The organism is Isoptericola sp. NPDC060185, from assembly GCF_042728595.1.
GTDB lineage: Bacteria > Actinomycetota > Actinomycetes > Actinomycetales > Cellulomonadaceae > Isoptericola.
On record NZ_JBHWYY010000002.1, the window covers coordinates 86,894 to 110,336 of the forward strand.

The 23,443-nt window shown below is 73.7% G+C and carries 21 protein-coding genes; 12 read left to right on the forward strand and 9 right to left on the reverse strand.

What is annotated here, in order from left to right; genetic code table 11:
• Positions 1-2: 2 nt before the first annotated feature.
• From pflB to dxs, 3 genes are all read right to left on the reverse strand, one after another.
• Positions 3-2,258: a formate C-acetyltransferase gene (pflB, locus tag ACFWDO_RS01260; protein WP_380320123.1), complete on the reverse strand. Its 2,256-nt coding sequence runs from the start codon at positions 2,256-2,258 to the stop codon at positions 3-5.
• Between the two features lie 105 nt (positions 2,259-2,363).
• Positions 2,364-3,029: an HAD family hydrolase gene (locus ACFWDO_RS01265; protein WP_380320120.1), complete on the reverse strand. Its 666-nt coding sequence runs from the start codon at positions 3,027-3,029 to the stop codon at positions 2,364-2,366.
• Positions 3,030-3,112: 83 nt separating this feature from the next.
• Positions 3,113-5,005 (reverse strand): 1-deoxy-D-xylulose-5-phosphate synthase, encoded by a 1,893-nt coding sequence (dxs, locus tag ACFWDO_RS01270; RefSeq protein ID WP_380320117.1) that lies wholly within the window; start codon positions 5,003-5,005, stop codon positions 3,113-3,115.
• A gap of 195 nt (positions 5,006-5,200) precedes the next feature.
• Here dxs and ACFWDO_RS01275 point away from each other — a divergent pair, with 195 nt between their 5' ends.
• The 6 genes from ACFWDO_RS01275 to ACFWDO_RS01300 all read left to right on the forward strand — a co-directional run bounded on the left by ACFWDO_RS01275 (position 5,201) and on the right by ACFWDO_RS01300 (position 10,163).
• The gene (locus tag ACFWDO_RS01275) at positions 5,201-6,649 is read left to right on the forward strand and encodes a GuaB1 family IMP dehydrogenase-related protein (RefSeq protein ID WP_380320114.1); all 1,449 of its coding nucleotides are present in this window, start codon (positions 5,201-5,203) and stop codon (positions 6,647-6,649) included.
• A 103-nt stretch (positions 6,650-6,752) separates the two neighbouring features.
• Entirely contained in the window at positions 6,753-7,406 is a 654-nt protein-coding gene (locus ACFWDO_RS01280; RefSeq protein WP_380320138.1) for an NUDIX hydrolase, read from the forward strand.
• 118 nt (positions 7,407-7,524) lie between these two features.
• Entirely contained in the window at positions 7,525-7,827 is a 303-nt protein-coding gene (locus tag ACFWDO_RS01285; RefSeq protein WP_380320111.1) for a putative quinol monooxygenase, read from the forward strand.
• Between the two features lie 46 nt (positions 7,828-7,873).
• Positions 7,874-8,626 carry an AraC family transcriptional regulator gene (locus tag ACFWDO_RS01290; protein ID WP_380320108.1) on the forward strand — a complete coding sequence of 251 codons (753 nt, stop codon included), beginning with the start codon at positions 7,874-7,876 and terminating at the stop codon, positions 8,624-8,626.
• 72 nt (positions 8,627-8,698) lie between these two features.
• Entirely contained in the window at positions 8,699-9,655 is a 957-nt protein-coding gene (locus ACFWDO_RS01295; RefSeq protein ID WP_380320105.1) for an aminoglycoside phosphotransferase family protein, read from the forward strand.
• Between the two features lie 46 nt (positions 9,656-9,701).
• Complete coding sequence (locus ACFWDO_RS01300; RefSeq protein ID WP_380320102.1) at positions 9,702-10,163, forward strand: DUF1801 domain-containing protein; 462 nt, start codon at positions 9,702-9,704, stop codon at positions 10,161-10,163.
• A 73-nt stretch (positions 10,164-10,236) separates the two neighbouring features.
• Here the strand turns inward: ACFWDO_RS01300 and ACFWDO_RS01305 are convergent, their stop codons facing one another.
• Positions 10,237-10,902 (reverse strand): TetR/AcrR family transcriptional regulator, encoded by a 666-nt coding sequence (locus ACFWDO_RS01305; protein ID WP_380320099.1) that lies wholly within the window; start codon positions 10,900-10,902, stop codon positions 10,237-10,239.
• 84 nt (positions 10,903-10,986) lie between these two features.
• Here ACFWDO_RS01305 and ACFWDO_RS01310 point away from each other — a divergent pair, with 84 nt between their 5' ends.
• On the forward strand, positions 10,987-11,856 hold the full coding sequence (locus ACFWDO_RS01310) for an alpha/beta fold hydrolase (protein WP_380320096.1): 870 nt from the start codon (positions 10,987-10,989) through the stop codon (positions 11,854-11,856).
• Between the two features lie 43 nt (positions 11,857-11,899).
• Positions 11,900-12,055: a hypothetical protein gene (locus ACFWDO_RS01315; RefSeq protein ID WP_380320093.1), complete on the forward strand. Its 156-nt coding sequence runs from the start codon at positions 11,900-11,902 to the stop codon at positions 12,053-12,055.
• Positions 12,056-12,087: 32 nt separating this feature from the next.
• On the opposite strand, the gene ACFWDO_RS01320 is transcribed toward ACFWDO_RS01315, so the two are convergent.
• Complete coding sequence (locus ACFWDO_RS01320) at positions 12,088-12,798, reverse strand: TetR/AcrR family transcriptional regulator (protein ID WP_380320090.1); 711 nt, start codon at positions 12,796-12,798, stop codon at positions 12,088-12,090.
• Positions 12,799-12,936: 138 nt separating this feature from the next.
• Here ACFWDO_RS01320 and ACFWDO_RS01325 point away from each other — a divergent pair, with 138 nt between their 5' ends.
• On the forward strand, positions 12,937-13,695 hold the full coding sequence (locus ACFWDO_RS01325; protein ID WP_380320087.1) for an SDR family NAD(P)-dependent oxidoreductase: 759 nt from the start codon (positions 12,937-12,939) through the stop codon (positions 13,693-13,695).
• Between the two features lie 178 nt (positions 13,696-13,873).
• Here ACFWDO_RS01325 and acnA read toward each other — a convergent pair whose 3' ends face one another.
• Positions 13,874-16,627 carry an aconitate hydratase AcnA gene (acnA, locus tag ACFWDO_RS01330; RefSeq protein ID WP_380320084.1) on the reverse strand — a complete coding sequence of 918 codons (2,754 nt, stop codon included), beginning with the start codon at positions 16,625-16,627 and terminating at the stop codon, positions 13,874-13,876.
• A gap of 256 nt (positions 16,628-16,883) precedes the next feature.
• Here acnA and ACFWDO_RS01335 point away from each other — a divergent pair, with 256 nt between their 5' ends.
• The gene (locus ACFWDO_RS01335) at positions 16,884-17,612 is read left to right on the forward strand and encodes a DUF5701 family protein (RefSeq protein ID WP_380320081.1); all 729 of its coding nucleotides are present in this window, start codon (positions 16,884-16,886) and stop codon (positions 17,610-17,612) included.
• A 20-nt stretch (positions 17,613-17,632) separates the two neighbouring features.
• Here the strand turns inward: ACFWDO_RS01335 and ACFWDO_RS01340 are convergent, their stop codons facing one another.
• Together ACFWDO_RS01340 and ACFWDO_RS01345 are read right to left on the reverse strand one after the other, a co-directional pair.
• Positions 17,633-18,931, reverse strand: a complete 1,299-nt coding sequence (locus ACFWDO_RS01340; protein ID WP_380320078.1) for a class I SAM-dependent RNA methyltransferase — start codon at positions 18,929-18,931, stop codon at positions 17,633-17,635.
• A gap of 87 nt (positions 18,932-19,018) precedes the next feature.
• Positions 19,019-21,013 (reverse strand): APC family permease, encoded by a 1,995-nt coding sequence (locus tag ACFWDO_RS01345; protein WP_380320075.1) that lies wholly within the window; start codon positions 21,011-21,013, stop codon positions 19,019-19,021.
• Between the two features lie 104 nt (positions 21,014-21,117).
• Between ACFWDO_RS01345 and ACFWDO_RS01350 the strand changes: the two genes are divergently transcribed.
• Together ACFWDO_RS01350 and ACFWDO_RS01355 are read left to right on the forward strand one after the other, a co-directional pair.
• Positions 21,118-21,771, forward strand: coding sequence for a potassium channel family protein (locus ACFWDO_RS01350; protein WP_380320135.1), 654 nt, complete (start codon positions 21,118-21,120; stop codon positions 21,769-21,771).
• Positions 21,771-22,520 carry a potassium channel family protein gene (locus ACFWDO_RS01355; protein ID WP_380320072.1) on the forward strand — a complete coding sequence of 250 codons (750 nt, stop codon included), beginning with the start codon at positions 21,771-21,773 and terminating at the stop codon, positions 22,518-22,520. Before ACFWDO_RS01350 ends, ACFWDO_RS01355 begins: the two co-directional genes overlap by 1 nt.
• Positions 22,521-22,543: 23 nt before the next feature.
• Here ACFWDO_RS01355 and ACFWDO_RS01360 read toward each other — a convergent pair whose 3' ends face one another.
• Positions 22,544-23,311: a DUF3159 domain-containing protein gene (locus ACFWDO_RS01360; protein ID WP_380346759.1), complete on the reverse strand. Its 768-nt coding sequence runs from the start codon at positions 23,309-23,311 to the stop codon at positions 22,544-22,546.
• Positions 23,312-23,443: the final 132 nt, after the last annotated feature.

Genomic DNA, 23,443 nt, shown 5'->3' on the forward strand with positions numbered 1-23,443 from the left:
TCTCAGATCGCCCCGTGGAAGGTCCGCGACAGCACGTCGAGCTGCTGCTCGCGGGTCAGCCGCACGAAGTTCACCGCGTAGCCGGAGACGCGGATCGTGAGCTGCGGGTACTTCTCCGGGTGCTCCATCGCGTCCTCGAGGGTCTCGCGCACGAGGACGTTGACGTTCATGTGGTAGCCGTCGGCGCCCACCGAGGCGTCGAGCAGGCCGGCGAGGTTCGCCACCTGCTCCTCGCGGGTGCGGCCGAGGCCGGACGGCACGACGGTGTTGGTCAGCGAGATCCCGTCCTGCGCCTCGGCGTAGGGCAGCTTCGCCACCGACAGCGCGGAGGCGAGCATGCCGTGCGTGTCCCGGCCGTTCATCGGGTTCGCGCCGGGCGAGAAAGGCTCACCCGCGCGGCGACCGTCCGGGGTGTTCCCGGTGGCCTTGCCGTAGACCACGTTGGACGTGATCGTCAGCACCGACTGGGTGGGCACCGCGTCGCGGTACATGCGGTGGCTGCGGATCTTGGCCATGAACGACTCGACCAGCTCGACGGCGATGGCGTCGACGCGGTCGTCGTCGTTGCCGTAGGCCGGGTAGTCGCCGTCGGTCTCGTAGTCGACGACGATGCCGCGCTCGTCCGTCACCGGCGTGACGGTGGCGTACCGGATCGCCGACAGCGAGTCCGCCGCGACCGACAGGCCGGCGACGCCGCAGGCCATGGTGCGCAGCACGTCCTTGTCGTGCAGGGCCATCTCGAGCCGCTCGTACGCGTACTTGTCGTGCGACCAGTGGATGCAGTTGAGAGCCTCGACGTACGTCTCGGCGAGCCAGTCCATGGTGCGGTCGAAGCGGGCGCGCACGTCGTCGTAGTCGAGCGGCAGGCCCGGCACGACGGCGGGGAACGCCGGCGAGACCTGTTTCCCGGTGACCTCGTCCTTGCCCCCGTTGATGGCGTAGAGCAGCGCCTTGGCGAGGTTGACGCGGGCGCCGAAGAACTGCATCTGCTTGCCCACCGCCATCGGCGAGACGCAGCACGCGATGGCCGCGTCGTCGCCCCACGCGGGGCGGATCTGCTCGTCCGACTCGTACTGCACGGCGGACGTGTCGATCGACACCTTCGCGCAGAAGTCCTTGAACCCGCGGGGCAGCCGCGGGCTCCAGAAGACCGTCATGTTCGGCTCGGGCGCCGGGCCCAGGTTGTACAGGGTCTGCAGGAAGCGGAACGAGTTCTTGGTGACGAGCGGGCGGCCGTCGTCGCCCATGCCGCCGATGGTCTCGGTCACCCACGTCGGGTCGCCGGAGAACAGGGCGTCGTACTCGGGGGTGCGCAGGAAGCGCACGATGCGCAGCTTGATGACGAAGTCGTCGACGATCTCCTGCGCCTCGGCCTCGGTGAGGCGGCCGGCCTGCAGGTCCCGCTCGATGTAGACGTCGAGGAAGGTCGACGTGCGCCCGAGGGACATCGCGGCGCCGTTCTGCTCCTTCACCGCGGCGAGGTAGCCGAAGTAGAGCCACTGCACGGCCTCGCGCGCCGTCGTCGCGGGGCCCGAGATGTCGTAGCCGTAGGCCGCGGCCATCTCCTTGAGCTCGCCGAGCGCACGGATCTGCTCGGCGTGCTCCTCACGCTCGCGCACGACGGACTCGCTGAAGGGCTGGGCGTCGAGGCCGAGCTTGTCGACCTTCTTCGCGGCGACCAGCTGGTCGACGCCGTACAGGGCCACCCGGCGGTAGTCGCCGATGATGCGGCCGCGGCCGTAGGCATCGGGCAGCCCGGTGATGATGTGGGAGCTGCGCGCGGCGCGCACCGCGGGCGGGTAGACGTCGAAGACGCCCTGGTTGTGCGTCTTGCGGTACTCGGTGAAGACCTTCTTGAGTTCCTGGTCGACCGGGTAGCCGTAGGTCTCCAGCGCTCCCTCGACCATGCGCCAGCCGCCGTTCGGCATGATCGCGCGCTTGAGCGGGGCGTCGGTCTGCAGGCCGACGATCAGCTCGGCGTCGCGGTCGATCCAGCCAGGGCCGTGCGCGGTGATGCCCGCCGGCGTGTGCGGGTCGACGTCGTAGACGCCCTTCTCGCGCTCGGCGGGGAACATCGCCGACAGCTTCGCCCACACCCCCGTGGTACGCGCCGTCGGTCCCTCGAGGAACCCGTCGTCGCCGGTGTAGGGGGTGTAGTTGCGCTGGATGAAGTCGCGCACGTCGATGCCGTCGCACCAGGGTCCCGGGGTGAAGCCCGTCCAGGCGGTGGTCGTGGTGGGTGCCGCGTCGGTGGTCATAGGGAGCCCCCTCCTTTTGAGGTATGACCACAGCCTATTCGTGAAAGACTTCACAAGCGAGACCGAGGGGCTGTGACGTCGCAGACACCTCGATCCAGGGCGGATTCAGTCCAGGACGGCGCCCGGCGGGGAGGCCGCGAGGGCGAGCGCCTCGCGAGCGGTCGCGGCGACGACGTCGGGGCGGTCCGGCCCGTCCCACGGCTTCCCGTGGGAGACCCAGGCCGTGCGCGTGCCGGCCGCCCGGCCGGCGGCCACGTCCGCGTGGGCGGCATCGCCGACCATCCAGACGTCGCGGCGGTCGACGTCGGCCGCGCCGAGGCGCTCGAGGGCCACCTCGAGCAGTCGGGGGTCGGGCTTCGCGAACCCCTCCTCCTCCGAGACGACGATCGCGTCCACGTGAGCCTCGAGGCCGCACCGGGCGACCTTCCCCCGCTGCTGCGCCGACGTCCCGTTGGTCACGATCGCGACCCGGTGCCCGGCCCCGCGCAGCACGTCCAAGGCGAAGATCACGCCGTCGTAGGCCCGGACGCCGTCGACGATCCCTTCCCGGAACCGGTCGATCGCCGACGGGACGTCGTCGTCCCAGCCGAGCCGGCCGATCAGCAGCCGCGCCAGCGCCTCCTTGGACCCATGGCCGTCCTCGTCGACCGCGACGATCTCGGCGAGGTCGTCGGCCGTGCCGCCTGCGGCGTCGAGCTCGCCCGACACCCACGACACGAACGCCTCCGTGCGGCCCACCAGCGTGTTGTCGAGGTCCAGAAGCCAGATCATGACCGGAGGCTACCGAGCCCGCGCGCCGCAGCGCCGAGCGTCTCGGCCGAGCGCGACCCCGCTCCGTCCGGATCAGTGCGGGGTCAGCGCCGGGCGAGCGCCGCGAGCGCGTCGCGCACGGCGTCCTCGGCCCGCATCCGCTGCTGGCCGATGATCTGGTCGCGGCTGGCGTGGTCGAGGAACCGCGCCGGCAGCCCGACGTGCACGAACGGCGTCCGCACGCCCTGCTCGGTGGCGCGCTGCGCCGTCATCGCGCCGACCCCGCCGTCGACGACGCCGTCCTCGATCGTGAGCACCAGGTCGTGCTCGCCGGCGAGCTTCACCAGCGCCTCCGGCACCGGCAGCACCCACGTGGGCGCGACGACGTCGACCGTGAGGCCGTGGGCCGCGAGCGACTCGCCGGCCGCGAGCGCCGTGCCCACCATCGAACCGACGCCGACCACGAGCACCCTGGCGTCCGAGGTCGCGGCGCCCGCGCCCGGCTCGTGCCGCGCGACGACGTCCACGCCGTCCAGCTCCTCCACGGCCGGGATCGCGTCCCCCAGCGCGCTCTTGGCGTAGCGCACGACGGTCGGCGCGTCGTCCACGTCCACGGCGGCGCGCAGGGCGGCACGCAGGGTGGGCTCGTCGCGCGGCGCGGCCAGGCGCAGGCCCGGCACGATGCGCAGCATCGCCATGTCCCACATGCCGTTGTGGCTGGCGCCGTCGTCGCCGGTGATGCCGGCGCGGTCCAGGACGAAGGTCACGCCCGCCCGGTGCAGCGCCACGTCCATGAGGACCTGGTCGAACGCCCGGTTGAGGAACGTCGCGTAGACGGCCACCACGGGGTGCAGCCCGGCGAACGCCATGCCCGCCGCGGACGTCGCGGCGTGCTGCTCGGCGATGCCGACGTCGAAGGTGCGATCGGGGAACTCCTGCGCGAACGGCGCGAGGCCGACGGGGTGCAGCATCGCCGCGGTGATCGCCACGACGTCGGGCCGGTCGCGCCCGATCTTGACGATCTCGTCGGCGAAAACCGAGGTCCACCCGAAGCGCGACGGCGCGACGGGCAGGCCCGTCTCGGGGTGGATGCGCCCGACGGCGTGGAACCGGTCGGCCACGTCCTGCTCGGCGGGCGTGTAGCCGCGCCCCTTCTCCGTGATCGCGTGCACGATGACCGGCCCGCCGTACGCGCGGGCGCGGCGCAGCGCGTGCTCCATGGCGGCCACGTCGTGCCCGTCGACCGGGCCGATGTACTTCAGGCCCAGGTCCTCGAACATGCCCTGCGGCGCGACGACGTCCTTGAGGCCCTTCTTCAGCCCGTGCAGCCAGTCGTAGGCGAAGCGGCCCGGGGCGCCCGTGCGGTGCAGGGTGCGCTTGCCCCAGGACAGGAACGCCTCGTACCCGCGGGTGGTGCGCAGGGTGTTGAGGTGGTTCGCGACGCCGCCGATGGTGGGCGAGTACGACCGCCCGTTGTCGTTGACGACGACGACGAGGCGGCGGTCCTGCGAGGCCGCGATGTTGTTGAGGGCCTCCCACGCCATGCCGCCGGTGAGCGCGCCGTCGCCGATGACGGCCGCGACGTGCTTGTCCGGGCGGCCCTGGACGGCGTTGGCCTTCGCGATGCCGTCGGCCCACGACAGCGCCGTCGACGCGTGCGAGTTCTCGACGACGTCGTGCTCCGACTCGGCGCGCGACGGGTAGCCGGACATGCCGCCGGCCTTGCGCAGCGCCGAGAAGTCCTGGCGGCCGGTGAGCAGCTTGTGCACGTAGGCCTGGTGCCCGGTGTCGAACACGAGGGTGTCGCGCGGCGAGGCGAAGACGCGGTGCAGGGCGATCGTCAGCTCGACGACGCCCAGGTTCGGCCCCAGGTGCCCCCCGGTGCGCGACACCTGGTCGACGAGGAAGGCCCGGATCTCCGCCGCGAGCTGTGTCGTCTGGTCCGGCGACAGCCGGCGGACGTCCTCCGGCGAGCCGATGCTGCTCAGCAGGCTCATGCGTTCCTCCCCGTTCATGACCACACCACAATAGGCGGTCCGCAGCGTCCCACAGGCCGTCCGCCGACACCTCCCGACGCCGCACGGGGTAGTTTCGACCCTGCCGACGGGAACACGTGACCGCCGGCGAGCGTTCGGCAGGGGGACGACCGAAGGAAGCTCGTCCTCTCCCGACACACCTCTCAGGGGACACCTGTGCGCTTTCTCGACGGGCAGCAGCCCACCACCGACCTCACCTACGGCGACGTCTTCATGGTCCCGTCCCGCTCGGACGTGACCAGCCGGTTCGACGTCGACCTCGCCACGGACGACGGCACCGGCACCACGATCCCCGTGGTCGTCGCGAACATGACGGCCGTCGCGGGACGCCGGATGTCGGAGACCGTCGCCCGGCGCGGCGGCATCGCGATCATCCCCCAGGACATCCCGGTGGACGTCGTCGCCGACGTCGTGGCCGACGTGAAGTCCAAGGACCCGGTCATCGAGACGCCTGTCGTCGTCGCCCCCACGGACACCGTCTCCACGGTGCTCACCCTGCTGGGCAAGCGGGCGCACGGCGCGGCCGTCGTGGTCGCCGACGGCAAGCCCGTGGGCGTCGTCACCGAGGGCGACTGCGCGGCCGTCGACCGGTTCGCGCAGGTGCACCAGGTGATGTCGGCCGACGTGGTCGCGCTCGACGCGGCCCAGCTCGAGGCGGACGGCCTGGAGGCCACGTTCGAGCGGATGCACGCCGCCAAGATCCACCTCGCGCCCGTGGTGCGCGACGGCGTCCTCGCGGGCGTCCTCACGCGCAAGGGCGCGGTCCGCTCCTCGGTGTACCGCCCGGCGCTCGACGCCGCGGGCCGCCTGCGCATCGGCGCCGCCGTCGGGATCAACGGCGACGTCGCCGCCAAGACCCGCGAGCTCCTGGACGCCGGCGTGGACGTGCTCGTCGTCGACACCGCGCACGGGCACCAGTCGACCATGCTGCGGGCGCTGGAGGCCGTGCGCTCCGTCGACCCGCAGGTGCCGGTCGTCGCGGGCAACGTCGTGACGGCCGACGGGGTGCGCGACCTCGTCGCCGCGGGCGCGGACATCATCAAGGTGGGCGTCGGCCCGGGCGCCATGTGCACCACGCGCATGCAGACCGCCGTGGGGCGCCCGCAGTTCTCCGCGGTGCTCGAGTGCGCCGCCGCCGCGCGCGAGCTCGGCAAGCACGTGTGGGCCGACGGCGGCGTGCGGCACCCACGCGACGTCGCCCTCGCCCTGGCCGCGGGCGCCTCGCAGGTCATGGTCGGCTCCTGGTTCGCCGGCACGTACGAGTCGCCCGGCGACCTGCACGACGACGGCACCGGCCGTCTCTACAAGGACTCGTTCGGCATGGCCTCGGCCCGCGCCGTCGCCGCCCGCACCGCCGGGGCGGGCTCCGCCTTCGGCCGGGCGCGCAAGGCCCTGTACGAGGAGGGCATCTCCACCGGGAAGATGTACCTCGACCCGCGCCGCCCGGGCGTGGAGGACCTCCTGGACGAGATCACCTCCGGCCTGCGCTCGAGCTGCACCTACGCGGGCGCCGCCAGCCTGCCGGAGTTCCACGAGCGGGCGCTGGTCGGCGTCCAGTCCGCCGCGGGGTACGCCGAGGGCATGCCGGTCGCCACGAGCTGGTGACCCGGTGACGACCCCGTCCACGGGAGGGGCGGCGGGCCCGGAGCCCGCCGCCCCGCTCCCCTCCGCCCACCCCGTCCACCCCGCCCGCGCCCAGCTCGTCGCGCTGGCGTCCGACCCGGGCTTCCTGGGCGACTGGGGCCTCGCGCGCGGGGAGCTGGACACCGCCTCGGCCCGCCCGGCAGCCGTGCTCGTGCTGTTCGGCGTGCTCGACGACCTCGCCGCGGACCACAACGCCCAGGCCCTCGCCGTCGCGCACGACCTCGACGTCCTGCTCCTGGAGCGCGCGACGACGCTGCGCTCCCACGCCGGGCAGGTCGCGTTCCCGGGCGGGCGGGCGGAGGACGGCGAGACGGCCGTCGACGCGGCGCTGCGCGAGGCGGTCGAGGAGACCGGCCTCGACGCCGGCGGCGTCGAGGTGCTGGGCACCCTCGCCGAGCTCCCGATGCCGGTGAGCAACCATCTCGTCACCCCGGTGCTGGGGTGGTGGGCACGGCCCACGCCCGTGCGCGTGGTGGACGTCGCCGAGTCGGCGCACGTCTTCCGCGCCCCCGTCGCCGACCTGCTCGACCCCGAGCACCGCGTGACGACGGTCCTGCGCCGCGGCGGCCGCACCTGGCGGGGCCCCGGGTTCGAGGTGCTCGACGGCGCCGGCGTGCCGCACCTGGTCTGGGGCTTCACGGCGGGGATCCTCGACGCCGCGTTCGACCGGCTCGGGTGGACCGAACCGTGGGACCGCGCCCATGAGCGCGATCTCTGAGCGCCTCGGACCCCGGGTGGCCGCTGAGAGCGTGACCTCGTCCGATCGACGGAGGCGGGCCTGGCACGGGCTGCCGCAGGATCGGAACGTCCAGTCCCCGTTCCCCTCGGAGGTCCCCGTGCTCCTCGCAATCCTCGACTTCACGACGTCCGCCGTCGACCGGCCCGCCGCCCTCGCCCAGTTCGACCAGGAGGCCGACCGGGTGCGCGCCATGCCGGGAAACGTCACCTTCCGGGTCTACGCCGCCCGCGAGGACGACACGGCCATCACCGTCGTCCACGAGTGGGAGGACGAGGCCTCCATGGCGGGCTACCTGGGGTCCGCCACCTTCGCACGATGGGGCGAGGTGCTCCGTCCGATGATGACCGGGGACCCGCGGAGCAGGCGATTCCGGGCCGACCTGCCGGAGGCGGCGGCCTGACCGGCGCAGCGACGCACGCCGAGGATCGACCCGTGCGAGACCGTCGATGACCCGCAGCGCCTACGCCTTCGTCCGCACGTTCGCGCCGGAGCCGGCTCGGGACCTGTGCCCGGACCGCCACTACCTGCTCTGCGCCTCCGCCGGGACCCTCCGGCTGGAGGCGCAGGGCCAGGTCTGGTTGCTGCCGCCGGCGCGAGCCGCTCTGATCGAGGCAGGACAGCCGATCCGGGTGAGTGTCACCCGACCGGCCACGACCGCGTCAGTCCTCTTCGACACCGGGTTCGCCCCGCCGCCGCCCGCCCCCTTGGTGGTGTTCGACCTCGACCCGTTGTCGCGCGCTCTGCTGGCCGAGTGCCGCACCTGGGGCGAGGCCGACGACACCCTGACGCCGTACGCGGAGACGATGTTCTCCGCACTCGCCGCGGTCACCTGGCGGCTGGCCGAGCGGCCGAGCCCGGTCGTCGTGCCCGCGGGCCGGTCACCGGAGCTGCGCCGAGCCCTCGACCTGACGCGGCAGCGTCTCGGCGGCGAGCTCCGCTTCGAGCACGTCGCCGCCGACGTCGGCCTCGCGCCGCGGTCGCTGGCGCGGCGCTTCGAGGAGGAGACCGGCGCGACCTGGCGGGCGGTCGTGCGGCGCATGCGCGTGCTGGCAGCGATCGAGGAGCTCGCCGCCGGCGACCTCCCGGTCACCACGATCGCCCACGAGGTCGGGTACGCCTCCCTGTCGGCGTTCAACGCCGCGTTCCGGGAGCTGACCGGCCGCACGCCGACGGAGTACCGGACCAGCCTCCGGGTCTGACCGGGGGTGAGGACGCCGCGCGCGGCCGCGCCGACGACGGGCCCACGGTGCCAGGGCTGGGCGTCGGGGATGATGGTCGGCGTGCCTGCCGCCGAGATCGACGTCGACCTCCCGCTGACCCGCGCGCTGCTCGCCGAGCAGCACCCCGACCTGGCCGATCGCCCGCTGGAGCTCGTCGCGCACGGCTGGGACAACGTCATGGTGCGCCTCGGCGACGACCTGGCCGTGCGGCTGCCGCGCCGCGCGCTGGCCGCGCCCCTCGTCGAGCACGAGCAGCAGGCGCTGCCCGCGCTGGCCGGTCGCCTGCGCGCGACGGTGCCCGACGTCGTCGTGCCGGTGCCCGTGCGCGTCGGACGACCGAGCAAGCCTCTCGGCTACCCGTGGTCCTGGAACGTGGTGCCGTGGGCGGACGGCGTCAGCGCGGAGGCGACGCCACCGGAAACCCGCACCGCCTGGGCGGGCACGCTCGGCCGCCTGCTCGCCGCGGTGCACTCCCCCGCCTCCGACGACGCGCCGCCCAACCCCGTGCGCGGCGTCCCGCTGCGCGATCGTGCCGAGGCGCGTGAGCCCGCCACCCTCGACGAGCGTCTGGCGGCGGTCCCGCCGGGGGCCCGCACGGCCGCGCGACGCGTCTGGGAACACGCTCTGGAGGTCCCCGCCTTCGACGGACCGCCCGTGTGGCTGCACGGTGACCCGCACCCGGCGAACCTGGTGGTGGCGCCCGGCGGGGACGGCGGGCCGGACCGGCTGGCCGCCGTCGTCGACTGGGGCGACGTGACCTCCGGCGACCCGGCCTCCGACCTCGGCTCGCTGTGGCTGTGCTTCGACGCGGACGGACACGCGGCGTGCCGGGCCGAGGTCCAGGCCCGGGCGAACGGCGGCCGCGGGTGGGACGACGCCACGTGGGCCCGCGCCGCGGGCTGGGCGCTGCTGTACGCCACGAACATGCTCGCGCACCCCGAGCAGCACCCGCGCATGGTGCCGATCGGTCGGCACGCCCTCGCGGCGCTGCTCGACGGCGCCGCCTGAGCGGCGGACGGCGCTGCGGACGGCATCGCTGCGGCAGACTCGGGGCATGGCCCGCGACGCGCAGCAGACCACCTGGACCGACGCCGACCCCCGCGCGTTCGTCGCCGCCGTGGCCCGCCCCGCGCGCCGGCGGGACGCCGAGGCCCTGCTCGCCCTGATGGAGCGCGCCACCGGGCAGCCCGCGCGGATGTTCGGCACGTCGATCGTGGGGTTCGGCGAGTACCGGTACGCGTACGCGAGCGGCCGGACCGGCCACGCCGCCGCGGCCGGATTCTCCCCGCGCGCGACCGCGTGCGTCGTCTACCTCTCCGACGGCGTCGACGCGCACGCCGACGCGCTCGCGCGCCTCGGGCCGCACACGGCGGGCGTGGGGTGCCTGTACCTCAAGGACCTCGCCCAGGTGGACCTCGACGTCCTCGAGGAGATCGTCGCCGCGTCCTACGCCGCGCTCACCGCGGGGACGTACGGGCTGCGGGCGCGCGAGGGCGGCGACCCCTCGCCCCGGTGAGGGACAGTCGGTAACGATCAGTCGGTGACGATCAGTCGGTAACGATCAGTCGGTGACGGTCAGTCGGTGACGGTCAATCGGCGGCGAGCACCGCCGGGTCGGCGCCGCGCGCCTCGAGCGCACCCCGCACGGCGGCAAGGGCACGGTCGTAGACGGCGTCGTCCTCGAGCAGGAGCGAGCCGTCGTTGGCCGCGTTCAGCATCGCGTTGATCTCGAAGGCGAGCTGGTCGACGTCCGTGCCGCCCGCGAGCTCCCCGGACTCCACGGCGAGCTCCGCGTGCCGGCGCAGGTACGACGTCCAGTCGCGGTGGGCCGCGACGACCGCGTCGCGCACCGCGCCGTCCTGCGTGTCGAACTCGACCTCCACCGTGCGGAAGAAGCACCCGCCCGCGAAGACCCTGCGGCGGGAGTAGTCCGTCCAGCGCCGCACCAGCGACCACAGCCGGGCGAGACCGGGCACCGCCTCCCGGGCGGGCTCGACGACCGCCTCGACGAAGATCCCGCGGGCGTGCTCCACGGCGGCGAGCTGCAACCCCTCCTTGCCCCCGAACAGCCCGGCGATCCCGCTCTTGTTCACCGGCAGCCGCGAGGCCAGCGAGCCGAGGGTGACGGCTTCGAGCCCGCGCACCGAGGCCTCCTGGACGGCGAGATCGAGGACCGCGCGGCGCGACCGGTCGCCGCGCACGCGGCGGCCGTCGGCGGGCCCGTCGTGCGGGGTGGTCGGCGTCTCGGCGGTCACGAGTTGAGTGTACGACCGTTCGTTCAGTGTTACTGTGCGAACGTTCGTACAGTTACCTCGCCCGCCCTCACCCTGGAGGCCGTCGTGCCCTACGTCCCCGCCCCCGTCAGCGCGGGCCTGCGCGCCCTGTCCGCGGTCGCTCCCCCGCTCGCGCTCCGGGTCGCCGCCCGGGCCTTCTGGTACGTCGGCCCACCGGCCGATGTCCGGCCGGCCGACCGCGCCGTGCACGAACGCGCCGAGCGTCGGGCGGTGGACGTCGACGGCGAGCGGGTCGTCACGTACCGGTGGGGCGACCACCAGGCGCCCGCGGTGCTCCTCGTGCACGGCTGGAAGAGCCGGGCCTCCCGGTTCGCGGGGCTCGTCGACGCCCTCGAGGCCGCCGGCCTGGGCGTGGTCGCGTTCGACGGCGTCGCCCACGGTGACTCGAGCGGCCGGCACATGTCCGCCCTCGAGCACCAGGCCGCGATCCGCGCCGCGCACCACGCCGAAGGGCCCTTCACCGCCGTCGTGGGGCACTCCCTGGGCGCCCTGGCGGCCGGGCTCGCGCTCGCCGACGGCCTCCCCGTCGACCGCTTCGCCTCCGTGGCGGCGATGACGGGCTTCGACGCGATCGCCGAGTCCTTCCTGCGCCTGGTCGGGATGCCCGCCGGGCTGCACGAGCGCTTCTGCAAGCACGTCGAGCGCACCTTCCCCGGCGACGTGCGCGACGTCCGCGCACGGATCGACCTCCTCGCGCACCCCGTCCCGGAGCGTGTCGCGACGCTCTTCGTCCAGGACGACGACGACCGCATGTCGCTGCCCGCCGGCGCGCCGCTCCTGCACGCGGCGGTGCCGGGAAGCGAGCTCTTCACCACCCGCGGGCTCGGGCACAACCGGGTGCTCGACGACCCCGCCGTCGTGGCGGCCGTCGTCGCCCACGTCACGGCGCCGCTGCCCCTCACCGTGAGACGGTGACCGGGCGGGCCGGGCGGCCCGCGTCGAACCCGGAAGGTGCGCCGTGCGCATCGCGATGGTCGGTGGCGCAGGACTGATCGGCAAGCTCCTCGTCGCGCTCCTGCGGGCGCGCGGTCGCGGCGTCGCGGCGCGCCGCCTGCCCGGCCCCGCCGCCCGGCTCGGCGTCGTGCACCTCGCCGACCGGCTCCCGCACCACTGACCACGCCGGCGCAGCAATCGAGGCAGATCTGCTCACGACGCCGCCGACGGCGAAGCGCCTCCCCGCGACGAGGCGGCAGCGCGCGGAACGCCCGGCGCCGGCGCGACGGGGTCCCCCGGCCCACGGGGCGGGTGCATGCTGTCGCGAGGGTCGACCGCGGCGGGCAGGAGCTGGGTCGCCAGCGCATCGGCGGTGGCCGCCAGCGTCTCGACATCCATCCCGGCGCGGCCCATGAACGTCAGGCCCTGCTGCGCGGCCAGCAGCGCCCGGGCGACGCCGACGGGGTCGACCGAGGCGCTCAGGTCACCCTCCGCCTGAGCCCGTCGCACCCCCTCGGTCAGCGCCGCCGCGATCCCCTCGTAGGCTCGCTGCGCCTCCGCGGCGACGACAGGATCGGCGGAAGCCAGCTCGGTGGTGCTGTTGGCGAGCAGGCACCCACGTCGGGCAGCCCTGCCGGCAGGATCACCCACCGGCATCAGCACGAACGAGCGCAGCGCGTCCACCGCGCGCGGAGCGGAGTCGATCGGCCCACGCACCGCGTGGTCGAGCGACGTCACGTACCGGCGCAGCACCCGGAGGAAGAGCTGGTGCTTGTCCCCGAACGCGGCGTAGAGGCTGCCCTTGCCCAGGCCGCTGACCCGCATGAGGTCCTGGAGCGACGTCGCCGCGTAGCCCGCGTCCCAGAACTGGTCACGGACCGAGCACAGCACCTCGTCCTCGTCGAACTGTCGTGGCCTCGCCATCGCCCCACGGTACCAATTCTTGACCGCTCGGTCCACCATGAATATCGTGGACCGTGCGGTCAACAACTGGTCCGCACGCCATGCCACCGCCGGCCGCCCCTCCGGCGGTTCACACCACATCGCAGAGGACGGCTTCCCATGGGTCAGCTCACCGACAGGACGGCGCTGGTCACCGGCGCGAGCACAGGCATCGGGTTCGCCACGGCGGAACGCTTCGTCGCCGAGGGCGCGCGCGTCTACCTCACCGGACGCCGGAAGCAGCCGCTCGACGCCGCGGCCCACGCGCTGGGCGACGAGGCGATCGCGATCCAGAACGACGTCTCCGACCTGGACGACCTCGACAGGCTGTTCGAACGGATCGCCGCGGACGGGAATCGCCTCGACATCCTCTTCGCGAACGCCGGCGGCGGCGGAGCCGGACAGCCCCTCGCCTCGCTCACGCCCGAGTCCTTCGACCACACCTTCGGGATCAACCTGCGTGGCACCGTCTTCACGGTCCAGAAGGCGCTCCCGCTGCTGAACGACGGCGGGAGCATCGTGCTCACCGGGTCCAGCTCGGCGCACCGCGGCACCGCCGGCTTCGGGGTCTACTCCGCCACCAAGGCGGCCATCAGGCAGCTCGGCCGGGTCTGGGCCGCCGAGCTCGCGCACCGCGGCCTGCGCGTCAACACGCTGGTGCCCGGCCCCACCGACACCCCGGGACTCCGCGGCCTCGCCGAGAACCCGGAGCAGGCGGGTGCGTTCCTCGACGAGCTGGCGAGCAGCACACCCCTGGGACGCGCCGCCGACCCGGCCGAGATCGCCAACGCCGTCCTCTTCCTGGCCTCGGACCAGTCCAGCTTCATCACGGGCAGCGAGCTGTTCGTGGACGGCGGCGAGGTCCAGGTCTACCCCTGACCCGTGCGGCGGAGCGTCGCGATCGGCGTCCTGGCGACGCGCCCGCCCGGCGCTCCCTGAGCACGACGGCGCCCCGCCCCTCCGCACAGGAGGGACGGGGCGCGGTCGTGATGCGGCGCCGCTCGTCAGGCGACTCTCGTGGCCGCCCGAGTCTGCGGTTCCGCTACGGGCCTCCGCCTCAGGCGACGAGCGAGCGCAGCACGTACTGCAGGATGCCGCCGTTGCGGTAGTAGTCCGCCTCACCGGGCGTGTCGATGCGCACCACGGCGTCGAACTCGACGGACGTGCCGTCGGCCTTGGTGGCGGTGACCTTGACCGTCTCCGGGGTGGCGCCGTCGTTCAGCGCGGTGATGCCCGCGATGTCGAACGTCTCGGTGCCGTCCAGGCCGAGCGAGTCGGCGTTCTCCCCGGCGGGGAACTGCAGCGGCAGCACGCCCATGCCGATGAGGTTGGAGCGGTGGATGCGCTCGAACGACTCGGTGATGACGGCCTTGACGCCCAGCAGCGCGGTGCCCTTGGCCGCCCAGTCGCGCGACGAGCCGGAGCCGTACTCCTTGCCGCCGAGCACGACCAGCGGGGTGCCGGCCGCCGCGTAGTCCTGCGCCGCGTCGTAGATGGTGTCCTGGGCGTCCTTCACGAAGTTGAACGTGTAGCCGCCCTCGACGCCGTCCAGGAGCTGGTTCTTGAGGCGGATGTTCGCGAACGTGCCGCGGATCATGACCTCGTGGTTGCCGCGGCGCGAGCCGTAGCTGTTGAAGTCCCGGCGGCCCACGCCGTGCTCGGCCAGGTACTTGCCGGCCGGGCTGTCCGCCTTGATCGAGCCGGCGGGCGAGATGTGGTCGGTCGTGACCGAGTCGCCCAGCTTCGCCAGCACGCGGGCCCCGGAGATGTCGGAGACCGGCGACGGCTCCGCGCCCATGCCCTCGAAGTACGGGGGCTTGCGCACATAGGTGGACTCGCCGTCCCAGGAGAACGTGTCGCCCTCCGGGGTCTCCAGCGCGCGCCACCGCTCGTCGCCCGTAAAGACGTCCGCGTAGTCCTTGGTGAACATGTCGCGGTCGATCGAGGCGTCGATCGTGGCCTGGACCTCCTCCGGCGTGGGCCAGATGTCCCGCAGGAACACCGGGTTGCCGGCCTCGTCGCGGCCCAGCGGGTCGGACTCGAAGTCGAACTCCATCGTGCCCGCGAGCGCGTAGGCGATGACCAGCGGCGGGGACGCCAGGTAGTTCATCTTCACGTCGGGGTTGATGCGGCCCTCGAAGTTCCGGTTGCCGGAGAGCACCGAGACGACGGCGAGGTCGTGCTCGTTGACCGACTCGGAGATCTTCTCGTCCAGCGGGCCGGAGTTGCCGATGCAGGTGGCGCAGCCGTAGCCCACCAGGTGGAAGCCGAGCTTCTCGAGGTACGGCCAGAGGCCGGCCTTCTCGTAGTAGTTCGTCACGACCTGCGAGCCGGGCGCCATCGACGTCTTGACCCACGGCTTGGACACGAGGCCCTTCTCCACGGCCTTCTTGGCCAGGAGCGCCGCCGCGAGCATCACCGACGGGTTGGACGTGTTGGTGCACGAGGTGATCGACGCGATCGCGACCGCGCCGTGGAACAGCTCGAACTGCTTGCCCTCGCTGTCCGTCACCGGGAAGGTGCGGCGGCCGTTCGTGTCGATCGCGGGCGAGTCGGAGGCCGGGAAGGACTCGTACTCCGCCTGGTCGATCATGTTGACGACGTCGGGCGCGTAGTTCGGCAGGTCGCGGACGAACTCGGTCTTGGCGTGCGAGAGCTCGATGCGGTCCTGCGGGCGCTTCGGGCCGGCGATCGACGGCACGACGGTGCCGAGGTCCAGCTCGAGGTACTCCGAGAACGTCGGCTCGACGTAGGAGTCCGAGCTCGGGTCGAGCCACAGGCCCTGCTCCTTGGCGTACGCCTCGACGAGCGCGAGCTGCTCGTCGCTGCGGCCGGTGAGGCGCAGGTAGTCGAGGGTGACGTCGTCGATCGGGAAGATCGCGGCCGTCGAGCCGAACTCGGGGCTCATGTTGCCGATCGTGGCGCGGTTGGCCAGCGGCACCTGGGCGACGCCCGCGCCGTAGAACTCGACGAACTTCCCGACCACGCCGTGCTGGCGCAGCATCTGGGTGATCGTGAGGACGACGTCGGTCGCGGTCACGCCGGCCGGGATGGAGCCCTTCAGCTTGAAGCCGACGACGCGCGGGATGAGCATCGAGACGGGCTGGCCGAGCATGGCCGCCTCGGCCTCGATGCCGCCGACGCCCCAGCCCAGGACGCCCAGGCCGTTGACCATCGTGGTGTGCGAGTCGGTGCCGACGCAGGTGTCGGGGTAGGCGCGCAGCACGCCGTCCACCTCGCGGGTCATGACCGTGCGGGCCAGGTACTCGATGTTGACCTGGTGCACGATGCCGGTGCCCGGGGGGACGACCTTGAAGTCGTCGAACGCCGTCTGGCCCCAGCGCAGGAACTGGTAGCGCTCGTGGTTGCGCTGGTACTCGAACTCGACGTTGCGCGCGAAGGCGTCCGCGCGGCCGGCGACGTCGATCTGCACGGAGTGGTCGATGACCATCTCGGCGGGGGCGAGCGGGTTGATCCGCTTCGGGTCGCCGCCGAGCTCCGCGACGGCCTCACGCATCGTGGCGAGGTCGACGACGCAGGGCACGCCGGTGAAGTCCTGCATGATCACGCGCGCCGGCGTGAACTGGATCTCCGTGTCGGGCTGGGCGTCCGGGTCCCAGGCGGCGAGGGCGCGCACGTGGTCGGCGGTGATGTTCGCGCCGTCCTCGGTGCGCAGGAGGTTCTCGGCGAGGATCTTCAGGGAGTACGGCAGGCGCTCGACGCCCTCGACGGCGGAGAGGCGGAAGATCTCGTAGGCCTTCCCGCCGACCTCCAGCGTTCCCTTCGATCCGAACGTGTCCACGCTGCTCACTGCGGCTCCTTCTGCGGGGCTGGCCGACGGCGGCACCGTGCGCGCTGCGGCGCGACGGTTCCGACGCCGTGGGTTCTGGGGGCTCCGCCCAGCGTACGCCGGGCACCTGACCAGCATAGCCCATATATCTTGACGTCAAGATATCTCGGTGTCAGGTCCCCGTCACGACGACGCGAGCGCCATTTCCGTACGGTGGACGGGAACAACCCGGCGGGGTCGGGCGTTGTCCCGCTGCCCTCGACCGGAAGGACACCGCATGCCGCAGCCCGTCGCCTCTCCCGATCCCGCCACTCAGCCCCGCAGCCAGCCCCGCACCGCCACCGACGCGCCGCCCGCGCTGCCGCCGCTGGCCGCGCAGGCCGAGCTGCTGATCGACCGCGGCGTCCTGCCCGAGGCCCTGTCCCCCGCCGCGCTGCGCGCCGCGGCGGCCGTGCTGGCGCGCACCGCGCCCGACGGGTCGCTCCTGGTCGTGCACCCCCGGCTGCTGCCGCCGTCGGCCCTCGCCGGGCACCTGCGCCTGACGGCCACCGTGCGCCGCCGCCCCGTGGAGCGGGAGGGCTTCGTCGTGGTCGACATGACCGACGTCGACGACTTCGCGCCCGTGCCCGGCCTCGACGTCCCGGACGCCGACGTCTACGCCGTCGCCGCCCCGGACCGCGGCGACGAGATGACGAACTGGTCCCCCGAGGAGGCGGAGCCGGCGATCGCCGCGCGCGGGCGCAGCCCGCTCACCCTCGCCGAGGGGATCCACTGGGTGCTGCAGTCCCCCGACGTGCTCGCCCGGAACCTGTGCTTCATGACCATCGGCTCGCGGCTGCGCCGGCCCGACGGGTCCTACGACGCGCGCACGCCCGCCGTCTGGATCTCGAACGGCACGGGCCGCGACGGCACCGCCCGCCGCGGCGCGCCCAAGGTCGGCTGGTGCTGGTGGCGCAACCGGCACACCTGGCTGGGGTTCGCGTCCACCGCCGCGCGCCACACCTGACCCGGGGACGACGTCGAGCGTCAGCGGTCCAGGACGGCGACCGCCTCGACGTGGTGCGTCATCGGGAAGAGGTCGAACGCGCGCAGGCCGGTGAGCTGGTAGCCGTGCCCGGCGAGGTAGGCGACGTCGCGCGCGAGGGCGGCAGGGTCGCACGCCACGTAGACGACGCGCCGCGGCCCGCGGCCGGCGATCGCGTCGACGACGGCGCGGCCGGCGCCGGCGCGCGGCGGGTCCAGGACGACGACGTCGGCGGCGCCCACGTCGGAGCCCGCCGCGTCGCCGTCCGCCAGGACGCGGTCGACGGCGCCCAGGTGCAGCTCGACCTGCGGCAGGTCGTGGGCGTTGCGACGGGCGTCCTTCACGGCCCGGGCGTCGCCCTCGACCGCCACGACGCGGCCGGAGCCGCCGACCGCCGCGGCGAGCGGCACGGTGAACAGGCCGGCGCCCGAGTACAGGTCGAGCACGGTGGCCGCGTCGAGGTCCCCGGCGGCGTCGAGCACCGCGCCGGTCAGCAGGTCGGGCGCCGCCCGGTGCACCTGCCAGAAGCCGTCGGCCGCGACGCGGTAACGGTGCTCGTCCCCGCCGGCGCGCACCGTCTCGGCGACCGCGCGGCGGGCGTTGGGGCGCGTGTCCCCGCGGCCGCGACGCCAGGGCACGTCGTCGACGAGCAGGACGGGGTCGGAGCCGTCCGCGGGGGCCACGAGCTGGAGCTGGGCGCCCGGGCGCCAGCGCCGCGTCCACACGCCCTCGGCGTCGGCCAGCGCCGCGACCTCGTCGGTGCCGAGCGGCATGCCCTCCAGCGGCACGACGTCGTGGCTGCGGAACCGCCGCATCCCCGCGCGCCCCTCGGCGTCGGCGACGAGGTCGACGCGGGTGCGATAACCGAGGCCGCCGCGCTCGTCGTCGCCGGGAGCCGCCTCCACCTCGACCTCGCGCTCGAGCTTCGCGAGCCGCTGCAGCTGCTCGGCGAGGACGGCGGCCTTCCACCGCCGCTGCCCCGGGAGCGCGACGTGCGCCAGCTCCCCGCCGCCGACGCCGCCGGGGCCGGCCTCGGGCCAGGCGGACGGGACGCGGTCGGGCGACGCCTCGAGGACCTCGACGGCGTCCGCGCGCCAGAACCGGGAGCCGGTCTCGGTGACGCGGGCGCGCACGCGCTCGCCGGGCAGGGTGTGGCGCACGAACACGACGCGCCCGTCGAGCCGGGCCACGCAGTGGCCGCCGTGCGCGACCGGGCCGACCTCCAGCTCGACCTCGCGCCCCACCTCCGGGTCGGGGGCGGTGGTGCGGGGGCGCGGCGCGGAACGTCGAGGTCGGGGCATGGGCACCATTCTCTCCCGGACACGGGCGCGGGCCGACCGCGGCCGCTGTGTCGTGCCCGACGCGCGCCCCGCGCCCTCTGACGGCGCTCAGTACCGCGGGCCGCGGGGCGAGGTGCCCTCCAGACCGGTCTGACCGGCCGACGACGAGAGCTGCCACGGCACCGACGCCACGACCACACCGGGCGTGAAGAGCAGCCGCCCCTTGAGGCGCAGCGCGGACTGGTTGTGCAGCAGCTGCTCCCACCAGTGGCCCACGACGTACTCGGGGATGTACACGACCACCAGGTCGCGCGGCGAGTCGCGCCGCACCGAGCGCACGTACTTCAGCACGGGTCGCGTGATCTCGCGGAACGGGGAGTCGAGCACGCGCAGCGGCACAGGCAGGTCGAGCTCCTCCCAGCGGCGCCGGATGTCGGCGATCTCGTCCGGGTCGACGCCCACGGTGACGGCCTCGAGCACCGACGGCCGCGACGCCCGCGCGTACGCGAGCGCCCGCATGGTCGGCTTGTGGATCTTGGAGACCAGCACGACGGCGTGCACGCGGCTGGGCAGCGCGCGCGCCCCCGCCACGTCGTCGAGGGCCAGCTCCTCGCGCACCCGGTCGTAGTGGGCACGGATCGCCTTCATGAGGCCGAAGAGCACGCCCATCGCCAGGAGGGTGATCCAGGCGCCGTGCGTGAACTTGGTGGCGAGCACGATGACGAGCACCGTCGCGGTCATCACGAAGCCGACGCCGTTGACCACGCGCGAGCGCTGCATGCGCGAGCGCTCCTTCGGGTCGGGCTCCTTGCGCAGCGCCCGCGTCCAGTGCCGCACCATGCCCAGCTGCGACAGCGTGAACGACACGAACACGCCCACGATGTACAGCTGGATGAGGCGGGTCACCTGGGCGTCGAAGGCGATGATCAGGACGATCGCCGCGACCGCGAGGGTGATGATCCCGTTGGAGAACGCGAGCCGGTCCCCGCGGGTGTGCAGCTGGCGCGGCAGGAAGCCGTCCTTGGCCAGGATCGAGCCCAGCACCGGGAAGCCGTTGAAGGCGGTGTTGGCCGCCAGCACCAGGATCAGACCGGTGACGATCGAGATCGCGACGAACGCCGGGGTGAAGCCCTGGAACACGGCCTCCGCGAGCTGGCTGAGCACGGGGTGCTGGTTGTAGTCCGCCGGCAGCGGCTGGCCGTTCAGGGTGAGCTGGTCGTGCGCGTTCTCGACGTACTTCACGCCGGTGGCCTGCGCGAGCAGCAGGATGGAGATCATCATCGTGGCGGAGATGCCGCCCAGCAGGGCCAGCGTGGTGGCCGCGTTCTTCGACTTGGGCTTGCGGAACGCCGGGACGCCGTTGCTGATCGCCTCGACGCCGGTGAGGGCGGCGCAGCCGGACGCGAACGCCCGAGCCAGGAGGAACGCGCCCGCGAGGCCGGTGAGCCCCTGGTCGAAGCCGGCCTCGGGCGTCATCTCGAAGCCCGCGCTCTCCGCCACCGGCAGGTCGCCCGCGAAGAACCTGATCGCTCCGACGACGGCGAGGAGACCGACGAGGGCCATGAAGCAGTAGGTCGGGATCGCGAACACCGTGCCCGACTCGCGCACGCCGCGCAGGTTCATCACCGTGAGGATCACGACGACGACCACCGCGAACAGCGCCTCGTGGCCGCGCAGGAACGGCAGCGCGGAGGCCGCGTACTGGGCGCCCGAGGAGATCGACACCGCCACCGTGAGCACGTAGTCGACCAGCAGGGCCGACGCGACGCCGATGCCGGCGGCCGGGCCGAGGTTCGTGGTCGCGACCTCGTAGTCGCCGCCGCCGGACGGGTAGGCCCGTACGTTCTGCCGATAGGAGGACACCACGACGAGCAGCACGACGACGACGCCGAGCCCGACCCACGGGGAGATCGTGGTCGCGGCGATGCCCGCGACCGCCAGGGTCAGGAGGATCTCGTCCGGCGCGTAGGCCACGGACGACAGCGCGTCCGAGGCGAAGACGGGCAGCGCGACGCGTTTGGGCAGGAGCGTGTGCCCCAGGTTCTCGCTGCGCATGGGGCGACCGATGAGGAGCCGTTTGGCAGCGTCCGCGATGTCCGACACGTCGAGCAATGCTATGCCCCGCCGGGCACGCCGTCTCGCGCCCGGGCATCGCGGAGAAGGACCGACCCGCGAGGTATAGCGTTTCGCTCGTGCACTTCGTGATCATGGGCTGCGGACGCGTCGGGTCGACGCTCGCGCAGACGATCGAGTCCCACGGCCATTCGGTGGCCGTCGTCGACCAGAACCCCGACGCGTTCCGCCGCCTGCCGGCCGGGTTCTCCGGCCAGAAGGTGACGGGAGTCGGCTTCGACCGCGACACCCTCGTCCAGGCCGGCATCGAGGACACCTACGCGTTCGCCGCCGTGTCCGACGGCGACAACTCCAACGTGCTCGCCGCGCGCGTCGCGCGCGAGACGTACGGCGTCGAGAACGTGGTGGCCCGCATCTACGACCCGCAGCGGGCCGAGATCTACCAGCGGCTCGGCATCCCCACCGTCGCCACGGTGCGCTGGACGGCCGACCAGGTGCTGCGCCGGATGCTCCCGCTCGGGGCCACCGACGAGTACCGCGACCCGTCCGGGCAGGTGCGCCTCGCGCAGGTCGACTACCACCCCGCCTGGGCCGGCATCACGGTGCACCGCATCGAGGAGGCCACCGGCGCGCGCGTCGCGTTCCTGTCCCGGTACACCGACGGCGTGGTCCCGACCGCGTCCTCCGTCCTGCAGGAGAACGACGTGCTGCACGTCCTCATGCGCGCCGACGACGCCGCCGCCGTCGAGCGGGTCCTCACCCACGAGCCGCGGCAGGGGGAGAGCTGATGCGCGTCGTCGTCGCCGGCGCCGGCTCGGTGGGCCGGTCCATCGCCCGCGAGCTGCTCTCGCACGACCACGAGGTCGTGCTCATCGACAAGAATCCCGCCGCGATGCGCGTGGCCCAGGTGCCCGAGGCGGACTGGCTGCTCGCCGACGCCTGCGAGCTGTCCTCGCTCGAGGCCACGGACGTGGCCGGCGCCGACGTCGTCGTCGGCGCCACGGGCGACGACAAGGCGAACCTCGTGTTCTCCCTGCTGTGCAAGACGGAGTTCGGCGTGCCGCGCACCGTCGCCCGCGTGAACAACCCGAAGAACGAGTGGATGTTCGACGGGTCGTGGGGCGTGGACGTCGCCGTCTCGACGCCGCGGATCATGACGGCGATGGTCGAGGAGGCCGTGGCCGTCGGCGACCTGGTGCGGATCTTCACGTTCCACCAGTCCGGCGCGGACATCGTCGAGGTGACGCTGCCCGCCGACTCCCCGCTCGTCGGGGCACGGGTGGGCTCGGTCGGCTGGCCCACGGACACGGTGCTCGCCTGCGTCGTGCGCGGCTCGCAGCCACTCGCCCCGACCGTGGACGACACCCTGGAGTCGGGCGACGAGCTGGTGCTGGTCATGGGCAGCCAGGCGGACGAGGAGTCGCTCCAGCGCCTGCTCGTCACGGGCGGGCCGAGCGTCCCCGCCCTCGAGGACGGCGCCCCGCTCGTCGCCCCGGAGGTGGCGGGCGCGCCTCTCGACGCCGACGACGAGCTCTAGCCGGTCACCGGCTCACCGGCTGCTCAGGCGGCCGGCTCGCGGTCCTCGACCGCGGGCCGGCCGTCGTCGTGGGCGCCGCGCACGACGACCCACGTCAGCCAGAGCACCAGGCCCCACAGCGGGACGCCGAGCACCAGGTGGGCCGTGCCCAGCCAGCCGACGCTGTCGGCGAAGTACAGCGGCACCTTGACCGCCAGGCGCAGCGCGAACAGGCCCGCCCAGAACCACGTGGCCAGCGTGTAGCGCCGCACCAGCTCCGGGTTCTTGCGCCACGCGACCAGCGCGGCGAGCGAGTTCGGCGCCGCCGCGCCGGCCGGGGTCGCACCGGCGGCGTGCTGGTCGCCCGCGTGCGCGCCGCGGGACCGCTCGGCCGCGACGTCCGCGAACCCGCCGCGCACCGCCTCGACGACGAGGCCGACGACGGGCCAGCGCACGGCGAGCGACACGAGGATGGCCGCGAGGTAGGCCGCGTTGGTCCACAGCCCCCACACGTAGAAGTTCTGCGCCTCGCCGGAGCGCCATGCCCAGAAGACGCCGACGCCGATGCCGAGCAGCCCGCCCAGGGCCTGGGTGATCGGCGTGCGCTGCGCGAGCCGGACCGCGAGAGCGACGAGGGCCGCGCCCACCGACGCCACGAGCGCCCAGGTGAGGGCGCCGCGCTCGTCGCCACCCATCGACGCGACCACGTAGATGACGACGAAGAGCAGGCCGGGCAGCACCGCCTCGACCACGCCGCGCACGCCGCCGACCGCCTGCCCGAAGGAGAACGACTCCCCCGTCACCGCGCGCACGCCGCGCCCGTCGGCCGCCGGGCCCGGCCCGGCGGCCCCCCCCGGCGCCGGGCTCACACGTCGGCCCGCGCGCGCAGCGCGGAGCGGGGGGTGGACATCGGGCGGCGCCCGGCGACGTCGCCGACCACGCCC

Coding starts and splice junctions, on each gene's coding strand:
- pflB (WP_380320123.1), bottom strand. CDS start 2,258: ATGACCACCGACGCGGCACCCACCACGACCACCGCCTGGACGGGCTTC.
- ACFWDO_RS01265 (WP_380320120.1), bottom strand. CDS start 3,029: ATGATCTGGCTTCTGGACCTCGACAACACGCTGGTGGGCCGCACGGAG.
- dxs (WP_380320117.1), bottom strand. CDS start 5,005: ATGAGCCTGCTGAGCAGCATCGGCTCGCCGGAGGACGTCCGCCGGCTG.
- ACFWDO_RS01290 (WP_380320108.1), top strand. CDS start 7,874: ATGACCCGCAGCGCCTACGCCTTCGTCCGCACGTTCGCGCCGGAGCCG.
- ACFWDO_RS01295 (WP_380320105.1), top strand. CDS start 8,699: ATGGTCGGCGTGCCTGCCGCCGAGATCGACGTCGACCTCCCGCTGACC.
- ACFWDO_RS01300 (WP_380320102.1), top strand. CDS start 9,702: ATGGCCCGCGACGCGCAGCAGACCACCTGGACCGACGCCGACCCCCGC.
- ACFWDO_RS01320 (WP_380320090.1), bottom strand. CDS start 12,798: ATGGCGAGGCCACGACAGTTCGACGAGGACGAGGTGCTGTGCTCGGTC.
- ACFWDO_RS01325 (WP_380320087.1), top strand. CDS start 12,937: ATGGGTCAGCTCACCGACAGGACGGCGCTGGTCACCGGCGCGAGCACA.
- ACFWDO_RS01335 (WP_380320081.1), top strand. CDS start 16,884: ATGCCGCAGCCCGTCGCCTCTCCCGATCCCGCCACTCAGCCCCGCAGC.
- ACFWDO_RS01340 (WP_380320078.1), bottom strand. CDS start 18,931: ATGCCCCGACCTCGACGTTCCGCGCCGCGCCCCCGCACCACCGCCCCC.
- ACFWDO_RS01350 (WP_380320135.1), top strand. CDS start 21,118: ATGGGCTGCGGACGCGTCGGGTCGACGCTCGCGCAGACGATCGAGTCC.
- ACFWDO_RS01355 (WP_380320072.1), top strand. CDS start 21,771: ATGCGCGTCGTCGTCGCCGGCGCCGGCTCGGTGGGCCGGTCCATCGCC.